Annotated in this window: 13 protein-coding genes and 1 tRNA gene; 6 read left to right on the forward strand and 8 right to left on the reverse strand. The window is 66.1% G+C overall.

The window, feature by feature from the left end:
* Window positions 1–25: 25 nt before the first annotated feature.
* Entirely contained in the window at window positions 26–355 is a 330-nt protein-coding gene (locus tag C6A82_RS24285) for a hypothetical protein (RefSeq protein WP_105348371.1), read from the reverse strand.
* The gene (locus C6A82_RS24290) at window positions 337–1266 is read right to left on the reverse strand and encodes a hypothetical protein (RefSeq protein ID WP_105348373.1); all 930 of its coding nucleotides are present in this window, start codon (window positions 1264–1266) and stop codon (window positions 337–339) included. Before C6A82_RS24290 ends, C6A82_RS24285 begins: the two co-directional genes overlap by 19 nt.
* Before the next feature lie 16 nt (window positions 1267–1282).
* On the opposite strand from C6A82_RS24290, the gene C6A82_RS24295 reads away from it, so the two are divergent.
* The 4 genes from C6A82_RS24295 to C6A82_RS24310 all read left to right on the forward strand — a co-directional run bounded on the left by C6A82_RS24295 (window position 1283) and on the right by C6A82_RS24310 (window position 2580).
* Window positions 1283–1606 carry a hypothetical protein gene (locus C6A82_RS24295; RefSeq protein ID WP_142406043.1) on the forward strand — a complete coding sequence of 108 codons (324 nt, stop codon included), beginning with the start codon at window positions 1283–1285 and terminating at the stop codon, window positions 1604–1606.
* A gap of 105 nt (window positions 1607–1711) precedes the next feature.
* Window positions 1712–1903 carry a hypothetical protein gene (locus C6A82_RS24300; RefSeq protein ID WP_105348375.1) on the forward strand — a complete coding sequence of 64 codons (192 nt, stop codon included), beginning with the start codon at window positions 1712–1714 and terminating at the stop codon, window positions 1901–1903.
* A 216-nt stretch (window positions 1904–2119) separates the two neighbouring features.
* Window positions 2120–2380: a hypothetical protein gene (locus C6A82_RS24305; protein ID WP_105348377.1), complete on the forward strand. Its 261-nt coding sequence runs from the start codon at window positions 2120–2122 to the stop codon at window positions 2378–2380.
* A gap of 8 nt (window positions 2381–2388) precedes the next feature.
* On the forward strand, window positions 2389–2580 hold the full coding sequence (locus tag C6A82_RS24310) for a hypothetical protein (RefSeq protein ID WP_105348379.1): 192 nt from the start codon (window positions 2389–2391) through the stop codon (window positions 2578–2580).
* Between the two features lie 158 nt (window positions 2581–2738).
* On the opposite strand, the gene C6A82_RS24315 is transcribed toward C6A82_RS24310, so the two are convergent.
* Window positions 2739–3239 (reverse strand): hypothetical protein, encoded by a 501-nt coding sequence (locus C6A82_RS24315; RefSeq protein WP_105348381.1) that lies wholly within the window; start codon window positions 3237–3239, stop codon window positions 2739–2741.
* 947 nt (window positions 3240–4186) lie between these two features.
* On the opposite strand from C6A82_RS24315, the gene C6A82_RS24320 reads away from it, so the two are divergent.
* Complete coding sequence (locus C6A82_RS24320) at window positions 4187–5968, forward strand: hypothetical protein (RefSeq protein ID WP_105348383.1); 1782 nt, start codon at window positions 4187–4189, stop codon at window positions 5966–5968.
* A gap of 39 nt (window positions 5969–6007) precedes the next feature.
* On the opposite strand, the gene C6A82_RS24325 is transcribed toward C6A82_RS24320, so the two are convergent.
* Both C6A82_RS24325 and C6A82_RS24330 read right to left on the reverse strand, forming a co-directional pair.
* Window positions 6008–6080, reverse strand: a tRNA-Thr gene (locus C6A82_RS24325).
* Between the two features lie 57 nt (window positions 6081–6137).
* Window positions 6138–7346, reverse strand: coding sequence for a DNA polymerase III subunit delta' (locus C6A82_RS24330; protein ID WP_105348384.1), 1209 nt, complete (start codon window positions 7344–7346; stop codon window positions 6138–6140).
* Window positions 7347–7427: 81 nt separating this feature from the next.
* Here C6A82_RS24330 and C6A82_RS24335 point away from each other — a divergent pair, with 81 nt between their 5' ends.
* Window positions 7428–9029 carry an adenylate/guanylate cyclase domain-containing protein gene (locus C6A82_RS24335; RefSeq protein WP_105348386.1) on the forward strand — a complete coding sequence of 534 codons (1602 nt, stop codon included), beginning with the start codon at window positions 7428–7430 and terminating at the stop codon, window positions 9027–9029.
* Between the two features lie 2 nt (window positions 9030–9031).
* Here the strand turns inward: C6A82_RS24335 and topA are convergent, their stop codons facing one another.
* The 3 genes from topA to cspA form a co-directional block, all read right to left on the reverse strand.
* Window positions 9032–11821: a type I DNA topoisomerase gene (gene topA / locus C6A82_RS24340; protein ID WP_105348388.1), complete on the reverse strand. Its 2790-nt coding sequence runs from the start codon at window positions 11819–11821 to the stop codon at window positions 9032–9034.
* A 134-nt stretch (window positions 11822–11955) separates the two neighbouring features.
* Window positions 11956–12534: a hypothetical protein gene (locus tag C6A82_RS24345; protein WP_105348390.1), complete on the reverse strand. Its 579-nt coding sequence runs from the start codon at window positions 12532–12534 to the stop codon at window positions 11956–11958.
* Between the two features lie 121 nt (window positions 12535–12655).
* Complete coding sequence (cspA, locus tag C6A82_RS24350) at window positions 12656–12859, reverse strand: cold shock protein CspA (RefSeq protein ID WP_066982775.1); 204 nt, start codon at window positions 12857–12859, stop codon at window positions 12656–12658.
* Between the last annotated feature and the right edge of the window lie 7 nt (window positions 12860–12866).

Consider the following 12866-nt stretch of genomic DNA (forward strand, 5'->3'; position numbering starts at 1 on the left):
TCACCATACCGACGCCGATGTGGGCCTAGAGCGCCGTGGTACCCGACTGCTGCGCCTGCGGTTGGATCTCCGTGATCGCGTAGGTGTTCTCTTCTTCCTGCGTCTGCATGGAGGACACCGCCCGCAGAGAGGTGGCGTTGTGGTCGGTCCCGCGCTTGGACAGGGTGGCGGAGGAAGCCTCGGCCTTCTCGGCGGCGGCAAGGACGACAGTGTTCAGCGCGGCGTCAATAGGACTGGCGGCTGGCGCGGGAGGCGGCACAGGACCGGGCACCGAGACTTCAGCCATCGTGGCCGCAATCTTGCTGACGTGTCCGAGCGTTTCCTCGGCGTTCAGTTTTATGTTCTTAGCGGCCACAGTTGGCCCTCCTTCGTGACCTGCTCGGTGGCATAAACGATATCGGCAAAGTCCGGGTTGTCACCGCGCCAAAGTGAAAGCGCCTCCACGGCGCGGTCGAGGTTGTGGTGTGCGCGGTAGAGCACGGTGGTGTTCGGGTCGCCGGACGGCTCGACCTCGATGAAGCCTGGCCGCATGAACAGCGACTTGCCGTAAAGACGCACTTCGTTCAGCCCAGACCACTGGTCGTCGGAAATCGGCGAACCGCTGGCGAGGGCGCCAAGAATCTGGCGGATGACGGGCGCGACTTCGATGTGGAGAGGCTCGGCGCCGGCAAGAGCGGTGGCGACGGCACCGGCGGTCGCCTCCCACGCGGCGGACTGCCGTTCTGTGGGCGGAAGGCTGACGTCGTTGAGTTGCTCGTAGCTCTGCGGAGACATCACGGCGAGGCGGTGCACTCTGCTTCCGTCGAGTTCCGGGGCCGGCGTCGCGGCATCGATGGGCGAACGGGTGGAGTCGCAATCCTGATAGTGCAGTACGCCTGCGCGGCGGGCAGGAAGCACGGTCGGGCCGCCGGGGTCGGTGGTGGCGGCGACGGCGTGAAGCACGGCGTTCGGATCGTGAAGACCGCGTTCCGCCGCATAGGCGACCATGGTGGCGGCCGGGTTGACCCAGCCGAAGTACTTGGCCTGGAAGCCGGTGCCGAGTTCCGGATCGGCGAAAAGAACTCGGGCCGAACGGGGTACGTAGACGCCGGGCGGGATGTAGCCGGCGCCGTCATTGCTGACGATGACGGTTTCGACGCCGGCGGCGACCTTGAAAACGCCTACGCACCAGTGCAAGCCGGGATACATGCGGGAGGCGTGCAACAACTCGTAAGCAAGCTTGATGGCGTCGTCGAGATGTTGGTCCTGGGTTTCGGAGCCGACCATTGCGGCGCCAGTACCGGTGGCCGCAACGCCGGACGCGGCGAGAACGCTGGGCGGGACGCCGGTTGTCGAGATGCCGGTTGCCGCAGCGGGAGGGGCTAGCGATCCGGCACCGCCGGCACCGCTCGCGGAGACGGTCGGCGTGGACGGACCGCCCCTAGGGATGTCGGACCCGTATGCCGCGAGGCTTCCGGGCGGCGGGGGTGCGCCACCGATCATCGGCGCGGGGGTGCCAGCGGACGCTGCAGGAGGGGGCGCGGGTGTGTGGCTGGCCATAGGCGTTGTGGCCGCTGCCGGTGGCGGCGCGGACGCCGCAGCAGGAGTGACGTTCGTGGCCGCCTGAGGCGGGACCGGTGCCTGCGGAGGGGTTGTTACGGAGGGCGGAAGCGCGCCGCCGCTGGAAGCCAGGCCTTTGGCGAAACCTTGCGACAGGTCGTTGGCCGCAGCGGTGGACGCCGGGAGACCGCCGGGTGAGGCGGGAGCGCTTGGCATGCTCGGAGTGCTGGGCATCGATGGCGTGCTCGGCATGGACGGCATCGACGGCGGTTTCACCCCGCCGCCTCCCATGCCAGACATGCTGGACATGTTGGACATCGGGCTCATCGGCGCGACCACCCCGGCGCCTGCTTGCGCTTGTTGAGCGACGGGGGCTGTGGGCTGGAGAACATCGTCGGTTCGCCCAGGAGGCCCGTCTCCCCGAGAGGGAACTGCTTCGGGGTTCTTGAACCCATTCGCGGGCTTAGTAACGTCGTCTGTGCGCCCGGGCTTGGGTGGTACCGCGTTCCCAGCCTCGGGGGGGTTTGTTGACTGAGGCTTGTCAATATCCGAGGTTCGGCCAGGCGGCGCCTGAGGGGGCGTGGCCGAACCATTCCCCGCCATGAAGAATTGGCCGTTTCCATTCGGACGTGACGGAGCGGTCTCCACCGGCGTACCTCCGATTCCGCCGGGCGACGGCACAGATGCTCCTTCTATTTGCGCGGCCTGCGATGCAATATTGCTCGCGGCGGCGGCAGAGACGGCGTCTGCCAATGCCCTCGCCTGGGTGAGAACCGCCCAGATCATCGACATCATCGCCATGGCGCCAAACCAGCCGCCCTTGCTGTCGATGATCTTCTGAGTCGCATCGTGGGCCTGCTGATCAATGGCGTCCAGCTGCGACCGAGCGTCTTCCACGAGCGTGGCGCATCGCTCGATCGTAGCGGCCATCGATGTGAACAAATCGGCCTGCGTCTCAACAGCTTTGCTATCGCCTTGATAGGAGACGTGCATCGCTTCGGCCATCTCGCCATCGTTTTCAGCAAGAACCGCCGATGCTGATGAACCGATATCACGTGCTCCCGCACTGGAAGATTGAGCGAACGTGCGCTGTGCTGCTGCTGCGGCCGTCCATGGGCCGGAGGGGGTTCGGGGCCACAGACCGCCCAGAATAAAGCCCGAAAACTTTCGATTTGGCCCCGTCACTCCAGCGCCAACAGCTACCACCGAATGCCGACCTTGTAACAAGTGGCCAAGGGCCCTCCGTAGGCGATCGAGGCTGAGTCGTAGGCGTCGTTATCGTATGCATCCGGCGCACGGTCCGGGTACATGTTCTCGCTGTAGAGCAGCATGCCATCTACGTACTGTTGCAGTGTCCGAGTGAGATACCGCGGCGGTTGTGCGTGCTCATTCAGAAGAGTTTGAATCCGGTCGGCCCAAATTAATGTGTCAGCTTTGAACTTTGGTATCGCAGCCTTTCGTTCGGGCGAATCGGGTTCACCGGTTGCGAGGAATGCGTTCGCTCGTTCAGTCTCTTCGCGCATAAGCGGGCCAATCGCCTCGCAGAGGGACTTGTCCGCAGCCTCGACGAAGAGGTTCTGCGGCTCTGCTTGAGCAGTTGCCAGTGGCGGTTGTGGGTCGGCACCGGAGGTCGTTCCGATGATCGAAATCACCAAAGCGGCGACCCCCAGAAGCAGCGCCAGTGCGACACCGCTCGCCAACAAGCCAGTTCGCCGACTTGGCCCGGGTGAAGTGGGAGACACAAACCTTCCGGGTGGTTGCGGACCGTACCCCGGTCCAACCGGTGGCGGAGGCCCACTTCCAGGCTGCGGAGCACCGCAGCTGGGCGGGTAGGGCGAGTTTCCGTCCATTCCCCCAGCTTAAGGGCTGGCCCCCGGATGACCCTGCGTCAGTTATGAAGTGTCAGGTCATCGTAGTTCCAACGCGCCGTACACCTGGCGTCAGATCACCACCCCGCGCCCACCTTGTAGCAAGCGGCAAGCGGGCCGCCCGCATACACGATCGCCGAGGCATACGCGTCGTTGTCGTAGGGGTCAGGAGCACGGTCATCACGCAGTCTCGGAATGAAGAAGCATCCCGTCTACGTAATTCTGCACCGTCCGCGTCAAATAACGTTGCGGCTTCCGGAGGGCGTTGAGAGTGGACTGAATTCGCCCATACCACTCAAGGGTGTCAGCTTCGGACCTCGGAATCGGCGCACGACGCTCAGCTGAATCCGGCGCGCCCGTATTGACGAGGGCTTTGCCACGATCAGTTTCCTCTCGCATCAGCGGCCGAATTTCCTTGCATAGCTCGTTATTGACCCCAGGAATCAAGAGTTCCTCCGCCGCGAGATCAGGCCCCGTGGATTGCGCCGATTGGTGCGGGCTCAACAGGTGGACACACGAGCGCGATGACGCCGACCACCAACGCAGCCGCCGCCGCCAGAACACAGGCGATCGAACCAAGCCATACCCCTGCTCGATTCGACTTCGGCGGCACCGAATATCCCCGGGCGTACGGCGGCGGAACAGGATCCCCAACGGGAAAGCTTCCAGTCCTTCGCCGAGCCTAAAACGCGGGTTCACGTGCCTCACGCAGCTATTAGCAACCCCCATGAACCCGACCCGTACAGTCGAAGGGTCCCGCCGACCTGCAGAAAGGACGTATGGCTGTCCGGCTGACCCGTACCAACTGGGTTGCTTCGACCGCCATCGCCTTGATCGCGGTCCAACTCGCCATCCGGGCGGTCCTGGCCGTCAAGGGCTACTTCTACTGGGACGACCTCATCCTCATCGGCCGCGCCGGCACCCAGAACATCTTCTCCCCCAGCTACCTCTTCGACGACCACGACGGCCACATCATGCCCGCCGCGTTCCTCGTCGCCGGCGTCATCACCCACCTCGCTCCGCTCAACTGGGCCCTTCCCGCCATTAGCCTCGTTGTCCTTCAGCTGCTCGCCTCGCTCGCACTGCTCAGAGCCCTCCACGTCATCCTCGGCTGGCGACCCGTCATTCTCATCCCACTGGTCTTCGCCCTCTTCACACCACTCGGCATGCCCGGGTTCGCCTGGTGGGCAGCCGCATTGAACTCCCTGCCGATGCTCGCCGCCATGGCCTGGGTCTGCGCCGACGCACTCCTGCTCGTCCGAACCGGCAACCAGCGCTACGCCGTCACCGGCATCCTTGTCTTCTTCGGCGGGCTGCTCTTCTTCGAGAAGGCCGCCGTCATCCCGTTCGTCGCCTTCACCGTCACCGCACTGCTCGCCCACGTCAGCGGCGACGCCACCGCCCTGAAAACAGTCTGGCGAAAAGGCCAACGACTTTGGCTCGGCTCGCTCGCGCTGACCGCAGCCTGGATCGTCCTCTACCTAGTCGTCGTCGACCAGGAGCGCTGGAGCCGCGACCTCCCGATGACACGAGACTTGTTGATCCGCTCCATCACCCACGGCATCGTTCCCGGCCTTGCCGGCGGCCCCTGGGACTGGCAGCGTTGGGCACCCGCATCGCCGTGGGCGGTACCGCCCGTCACCGTCATGGTGCTCGGCTGGCTCAGCCTCGCCGCAGTCGTCGCAGTGTCATTCCTCCGTAAACAACGCATCGGGCTGCTGTGGGTCGTCGCCGTCGGCTACGTGGTCGCATGCCAGATTCCCATCTACCTGATGCGCTCGTCGAAATTCACCGCGCTGGAACTGGCGCAGACCCTGCGCTACTTCCCCGACCTCGTCGTCGTCCTCGCCCTGCTGGCCGCTGTCGGCTTCTGCGCACCCAACCGCGAACGAAGCAGGTGGCTCGACGCCTCACCAGCGCGCACCGCCGTAACCGTCACCGCGACAGTCGCTTTCGTCGCCAGCAGCCTCTACTCGACCGCCACCTTCACCACGATCTGGCAGAGCAACCCCGCACAGCCCTACCTGCAAAACGCGGCGGCTAGCCTGGCCAACGCAAAGCAGAGCGCGCCGATGCTCGACCAAGAAGTCGACCCCTTCGTCCTTCAACGCGTCGCCGCCCCTGAGAACCTTGTCAGCCACATGTTTGCGATGCTTCGCGACAGGCCCGAATTCAGCGACACCACAACCGAACCGCGCATGGTTGACAACCGCGGGCGCGTCGTTGACGCACACGTGACCTGGGTTCGCTTCATCATCCGCGGCCCTGACCCCAAGTGCGGCTACCTCGTCCAGCCTGACTTTCCGGTGCGTATGCCGCTCGACGGACCGCTACTGCCCGCGGACTGGACCGCCGAGATCAACTATCTCGCCAACAGCGAAGGCTCGATGACGATGTCGCTCAGCGACGGCCGCGAAACGAAGGTGCCCGTCCATCCCGGCCTCAACCGCGTCTTCGTCCGGCTGCCCGGCGCGGGCGACGCCATCAATGTCCGCGCCCACACCGCAGCGCTGTCCGTCTGCGTGGCATCCGGTCCAGTGGGCTATCTCGCACCGGTTTGATGCCCTCGGCGGGTAGGCAGTGAGCGCCGAGAAAAGCGGAGCCACCTGGGGGAATCGAACCCCCGACCTATTCATTACGAGTGAATCGCTCTACCGACTGAGCTAAGGTGGCGCGCCCGGCGCTAACCGGGCGGGACGAGTCTACGGCAGGCCCAGGGGACCGCCCAAGTCAGTTGCGCAGCGCCCGCCCGACCGTCGCGACCATCGCATCGACGGCGAACTTCGGTTTCACATTGACCGCGAGCGCCTCGCGGCACTCCAGCACCGCCTCGATGCACCGCAACAGCCGGTCGGGCGGCACCACGGCCGCCATCGACGCCACCTTGTCGGACATGTCCGGATGGTTCGGCCGTATCTCGCCCGCCTGTGCCGACACCAGTAGCGCGTCCCTGAAGTACGTCGCCAGGTCGATCAGCGCGCGGTCCAGCGCATCGCGCGACGCGCGCGTCTGCCGCGACTTCTGCCTCTTCTCAAGGTCTTTGATGGCACCCGCAGCGCCGCGCATCGTGCCCGCGGTGCCCTTACCGGTGCCGCCCGCTCCCAGCGCCGTGCGCAACTCCTCGGACTCGGTCTCGTTGCGATCGGCCGTAAGAGCCATCGCCTCCGCCTCCGCGGCGGCCACCAACTCCTCAGCGGCGCCGTACGCCCGCGACGGCGTCGCCGCGTCCCGCGCCAGGCTCAGCGCCCGCTCGCGCCGCCGCCTCGCTTCCTCGTCGGTCGCCAGCCGCCGCGCCCGCCCAACATGCCCGCCACTGACCGAAGCCGCCCATTCGGCGTCCTCGGCGGGCAGCCCGTCGGAATCGATCAGCACCCGGGCGATCGCGTCCACCTGCGGCGTCACCAGCGCGACATGCCGGCAGCGCGACCGCAGCGTGATCGCGATGTCCTCCGGATCCACCGACGGTGCACACAGCAGAAACACCGTCGACCGCGGCGGCTCCTCGACCACCTTGAGCAGCGCGTTCGCCGCGCCCTCGGTGAGCCGGTCGGCGTCTTCGATCAGCACGATCTGCCACTGGCCCGTGCTCGGGCGCCGCGACGCGATCTGCACGATGTTGCGCATCTCCGTCACGCCGATCGACAGCCCCTCGGGAATGATTCGACGCACGTCAGCGTGCGTCCCGGCCATCGTCGTGGTGCACGCGCGGCACTCCCCGCAACCCGGCACGCCGTCGGATTGGCACTGCAGCGCCGCTGCGAAGCACAATGCGGCGATCGAACGCCCCGATCCTGGTGGTCCGGTGATCAGCCAGGCATGTGTCATGGTCCCAATGGCGTTGCGATGGTGAGCGGGGTCACGGCGCGCAGCCTGTGCGGCGGCCACCAACTCCGCCTCAACAGCACCTTGGCCCACCAGACGCGAAAAGACACCTGCCATCAGAGGTAACAGTAATGCTGCGAACCGACACGTCCGTCCCAGAGCGCCGTTCCGGTCCCACCGGCCCGATACGGTTAACGGGTGACCACAGAGGCCGAACCGATCGGGCGAATCAGCGCATTCGTTCGCTGGGTGGCGCGTACGCCCTGGCCGGTGTTCACGCTGGGGATGCTGCAGTCCGACATCATCGGTGCCCTGTTCGTGTTGGGTTTTCTCCGGTTCGGCCTGCCGCCGGAGGACCGCATCCAGCTGCAGGATCTGCCCACCCTCAACCTGACCGTGTTCCTGGCGTTCCTGTTTCTCACCTTCGTCATCGGCGCCTACCTGAGTCTGCGGTTACTGATTCCCGTGATGCGCTGGCAGCGCCGCGACAGCCTGCTCACCGCCGCCGACCCCGCCGCCACCGAACTCGCCCGGACCCGCGCGCTCAGGATGCCCTTCTACCGCTCGCTGATCAGCGTCACCAACTGGTTTCTGGGATCCGTCGTGTTCATCGTCGCCAGCTGGCCGGTCGCCAGCCACGCCGCGCCCGTCGTCGCCGTCGCTACCGCCCTCGGCGCGACCGCCACCGCGATCATCGGCTACCTGCAGTCCGAGCGCGTGCTGCGGCCTGTCGCCGTGGCAGCCCTTCGCGGCGGTGTCCCGGAGAACTACCGTGCCGCGGGCGTCATCCTGCGCCAGGTGCTGACGTGGGTGCTGTCAACCGGCGTTCCGGTCCTCGCGATCGTGCTGGCGCTGGTGGCCAGCAAGTTCCAGATCCTCTCCGCGTCCGCCGACCGGTTGATCACGCCGATCCTGATCATGGCGATCGCCGCGCTGTTCGTCGGTCTGGCCGGCACGGTCCTTGTCGCGATGGCGATCGCCGACCCTTTGCGCCAATTGCGTTGGGCACTTGGCGAAGTCCAGCGCGGTAACTACAACGCGCACATGCAGATCTACGACGCCAGTGAGTTGGGCCTGCTACAAGCCGGATTCAACGACATGGTTCGCGACCTCGCCGAGCGGCAAAGGCTCCGTGACCTTTTCGGTCGCTATGTTGGCGAGGACGTCGCCCGCCGCGCCCTGGAGCGGGGGACCGAGCTTGGCGGCCAGGAACGCGACGTAGCCGTCCTGTTCGTCGATCTGGTGGGTTCCACCCAGTTGGCCTCCACCCGGCCAGCCGCCGACGTCGTGAGCCTGCTCAACGAGTTCTTCCGCGTCGTCGTCGATACCGTCAACCGCCACGGCGGGTTCGTCAACAAGTTTCAGGGCGACGCGGCCCTGGCCATCTTCGGCGCGCCGATCGAGCACCCGGACGCCTCCGGGGCCGCGCTCGCGGCCTCCCGCGAGCTGCACGACGAACTGCTCAACGTGCTCGGCTTCGACATGGAGTTCGGCATCGGAGTGTCCGCCGGGCGCGCCATCGCGGGCCACATCGGCGCCCAGGCGCGATTCGAGTACACCGTCATCGGCGACCCCGTCAACGAGGCCGCCCGGCTCACCGAGCTCGCCAAGCTCGAGGAGGGCCACGTCTTGGCCTCGGCGATCGCTGTCAGCGGGGCGTTGGACGCCGAGGCGTTGTGCTGGGACGTCGGCGAGATCGTCGAACTTCGCGGACGTATCGCGCCGACGCAGCTCGCGCGCCCACTCAACCTCGAGATGACCCCGGAGCCTGCCGACGAGGCAAGCGAAATCTCGCGCTAGGCCTACTTGACGGCTTTCTTGGCCGGCGCCTTCTTCGCGGCCTTCTTTGCGGCCTTCTTCGCCGTCCGCTTGACCGGCCCGCGCGCACGCCTGTCGGCCAGCAGCTCGCCGGCCCGCTCGTCGGTGATCGACAGCACGTCGTCACCCTTGCGCAGGCTGGCGTTCGTCTCGCCGTCGGTCACGTACGGGCCGAAGCGGCCGTCCTTGATGACCATCGGCTTGCCCGTCGTCGGATCCTCACCCAACTCGCGCAGCGGCGGCGTCGAAGCACGCTGTCCCGCACGGCGTTTGGGTTCGGAGTAAATCTTCAGCGCCTCTTCGAGCGTGATGTCGAACATCTGCTCTTCGGTCGTCAGCGAACGAGAATCGTTCCCGCGCTTGAGATATGGCCCGTAGCGGCCGTTCTGCGCGGTGATCTCCTCGCCCGAATTCGGGTCGACCCCGACGACACGGGGCAGCGACAGAAGCCGCAACGCGTCCTCGAGCGTCACCGTCTCCAAGTCCATCGAGCGCAGCAGTGAACCGGTACGTGGCTTCGGCCCGGTCGGCTTCTTGCCCTTCTTCGCGGGCGCACCGTCTTCGGGCTCGTCCGGTTCCGGAAGTATCTCGGTCACGTAGGGCCCGTATCGGCCATCCTTGGCGACGATCGGATGCCCTGTCTCGGGATCGACACCGAGATGTCGGCCCTCTTGCGGTGTGGCGAAAGCCTTTTCAGCAAGGTCGAGGGTCAGCTCGTCGGGCGTCAGCTCGTCCTTGAGGTTGGCACGCTGCGGTTTGAGCTCACCGTCGTCGCCGACGACCATGCGCTCGAGATAGGGGCCGTTCTTGCCGACGCGGACGTAGATCGCGCGGCCTTCTTCGTCATCGAACAGCTTGATGGAGTTGACTTCTCGGGCATCGATGCCTTCGAGGTTCACGCCGACGAGCTTCTTCAGGCCGCCGGATCGGGCGATCGACTCGGGCACGCCGTGGTCGCCGCCGAAGTAGAAGTTGGTGAGCCACACCGTGCGCTGTTCGTTGCCCGAGGCGATCTCGTCGAGCTCGTCTTCCATGGCCGCGGTGAAGTCGTAGTCGACCAACCGCCCGAAGTGCTGTTCGAGCAGGCCGGTGACGGCGAACGCCACCCACGAGGGCACCAGGGCGCTGCCCTTCTTGTGCACGTAGCCGCGGTCCTGGATGGTCTTGATGATCGACGAGTACGTCGATGGTCTGCCGATCCCCAGGTCTTCGAGCGCCTTGATCAGCGATGCCTCGGTATACCGGGCCGGCGGTGACGTGTTGTGCCCGTCGGGCGTCAGCTCCTTGGCGTCGACGCGCTGGCCCTGCTGCAGGTTCGGCAGCCGGCTCTCGGCGTCATCGGACTCGCCGCCCGCCAGCTCGTCGATGCTCTCGACGTAGGCCTTCAGGAAGCCGGGGAACGTGATGGTGCGGCCGCTGGCGTTGAACACGACCTGCTCGCCCGAGCGTGCGGCGCCCGATACCCGCAGCGACAGCGTCGTTCCGCTCGCATCGGCCATCTGCGACGCGACCGTGCGCTGCCAAATCAGCTCGTAGAGCCGGAACTCGTCGGTGTCGAGCTGGCTGTGCAGCTGCCCCGGCGTCTGGAAGACGTCGCCCGCGGGACGAATCGCCTCGTGCGCCTCCTGCGCGTTCTTCACCTTGCGGGTGTACTGGCGCGCCGTTGGATGCACGTATTCCTCGCCGTACAACTGGCGGGCCTGGTTGCGTGCGGCGTTGATGGCCGACTCCGAGAGCGTCGTCGAGTCGGTACGCATATAGGTGATGTAGCCGTTCTCGTACAGCCGCTGCGCGATACTCATCGTGCGCTCCGAGGAGAAGCGCAGCTTGCGGCCCGCCTCCTGCTGCAATGTCGACGTCATGAACGGCGCGTACGGCCTACGCGTGTACGGCTTCTGCTCGACAGAGGTGACCTCGAGCTGCACGCCACGCAGGCCGCCCGCCAGCGCACCGGCGCTCGCCTCGTCGAGGACGAGCACCTCGTCGGGTTTCTTCAGCTGACCCAGTGAGTCGAAGTCGCGGCCGCTGGCCACCCGCCTGCCGTCAACCTGATTCAACCTCGCGGTGAACGTCGGCGGCGACGCCTGGGCGTCGGAGACGCTCGCGTCCAGCTCGGCGGTGACATCCCAGTAGCCGGCACTGCGGAACGCCATCCGTTCGCGTTCGCGCTGAACGATTATCCGCGTGGCCACCGACTGGACGCGGCCCGCCGACAGCTTCGGCGCGACCTTCTTCCACAGCACGGGGCTGACCTCGTAGCCGTAGAGGCGGTCGAGGATGCGGCGGGTCTCCTGCGCGTCGACGAGGTCGTTGTCCAGGTCGCGCGGATGCTCGGCGGCGTTGCGGATGGCCGGCTCGGTGATCTCGTGGAACACCATCCGCTTGACCGGGATGCGCGGCTTCAGTGTCTCCAGGAGATGCCAGGCGATGGCCTCACCCTCCCGGTCGCCGTCCGTGGCCAGATAGAGCTCGTCGACGTCCTTGAGCAGGCCCTTGAGCTCGGTGACGGTGCTCTTCTTGTCGGGGCTGACGATGTAGAGCGGCTCGAAGTCCTCGTCGACGTTGACGCCGAGCCGTGCCCACGGCTCCGATTTGAACTTGGCGGGCACGTCGGCGGCCGCCCTCGGTAGATCCCTGATGTGGCCGCGGGAAGACTCCACGATGTAGTTGGAGCCGAGATAACCGGCAATTTTGCGTGCTTTAGTGGGCGACTCGACTATGACGAGTCGCCGCACTCCACCGTTGCGGCCGCTGCCGCGGTCCCCGTCAGCCAACTGTGCCTACGCTCCACTTCTATGTTGCCGTCCGACGTCGGATTCATGCGTTCTTCACTATCCGTCGCCGTTGGCAACTGACAATTTCGCACCCCGAACGAGCCGACGCAAACTGACCCTCCGGCCCTATGGCCCTATATCCGGGGCCAGAGCGAGAACGCCTCCACATCTTCCGGAGGTTCGCCTACGTTCTCTACCAGGCGCGATAGGCGTCGGCGGCCGCTGATCCGCAGCGCCGGACGGGCACCTCTCGTGCCGATGAGAGTCGGCGCCATCCCAACCCTCATCAGGGCCGAGGCGAGCGGCGAATGCGTGTCGGGGGCGTGCGGGTCGAGACCTAATAGATAGCGGTCCGCCTCGGGTGTGCCTGCCGCCAGCGTCCAGGCCCGCAACTCGCGCGGGCCGGGCAGCCACTGCGGCGGGACCGTCTTGACGGCTCCGCGGGTCCAGTCGGCGGCGATGCCGAGCAGCCGGTGGTCGATGGAGGTGCGGACAAGTGGGGTGTTCTCATCGGTACGGGCGATCTCGGATTCGAGGCCGGCGTCGACGATCATGTTGGCCAGCGCCACCGCGCGCCACGGGCGGTCCACTACCACCGACAGCCGCGCACCCTCGCCGATCACGACCACCTGGCCGGGCGCGGCGAGCAGTCCCGTCAGGTCGGCGACCGCGGGCGGCACCGACTCTGCCGAGAAGAACGACAGCTGACTCACGCAGACGACAGTAGGCCAGTACCGCTGTGGTGTGCTGTCGGCGGGCCGATTGGGCCCGGAAACGAAAACCCCCCGCCGGTCCTGGAAGGACTTGCGGGGGGAAATCGTCAGGTTCGATTGCTTAGATGGACCGAACGCCGGTTGCCTGCGGGCCCTTGGGGCTCTGACCGACCTCGAACTCAACCTTCTGGTTCTCCTCAAGAGTCCGGAAGCCGGATCCCTGAATTTCCGTGTAGTGGACAAACACATCGGCGGAGCCGTCCTCGGGGGCGATAAAGCCGAAGCCCTTCTCCGCGTTGAACCACTTCACAGTTCCCTGTGGCATCTTTCGA

This window comes from Mycobacterium sp. ITM-2016-00318, from assembly GCF_002968285.2.
Lineage (GTDB): Bacteria > Actinomycetota > Actinomycetes > Mycobacteriales > Mycobacteriaceae > Mycobacterium.

What these genes read in the sequence shown, in the direction of transcription:
- C6A82_RS24290 (WP_105348373.1), bottom strand. Translation starts at nt 1,266, where the DNA reads ATGGTCGGCTCCGAAACCCAGGACCAACATCTCGACGACGCCATCAAG.
- C6A82_RS24320 (WP_105348383.1), top strand. Translation starts at nt 4,187, where the DNA reads ATGGCTGTCCGGCTGACCCGTACCAACTGGGTTGCTTCGACCGCCATC.
- C6A82_RS24330 (WP_105348384.1), bottom strand. Translation starts at nt 7,346, where the DNA reads ATGGCAGGTGTCTTTTCGCGTCTGGTGGGCCAAGGTGCTGTTGAGGCG.
- cspA (WP_066982775.1), bottom strand. Translation starts at nt 12,859, where the DNA reads ATGCCACAGGGAACTGTGAAGTGGTTCAACGCGGAGAAGGGCTTCGGC.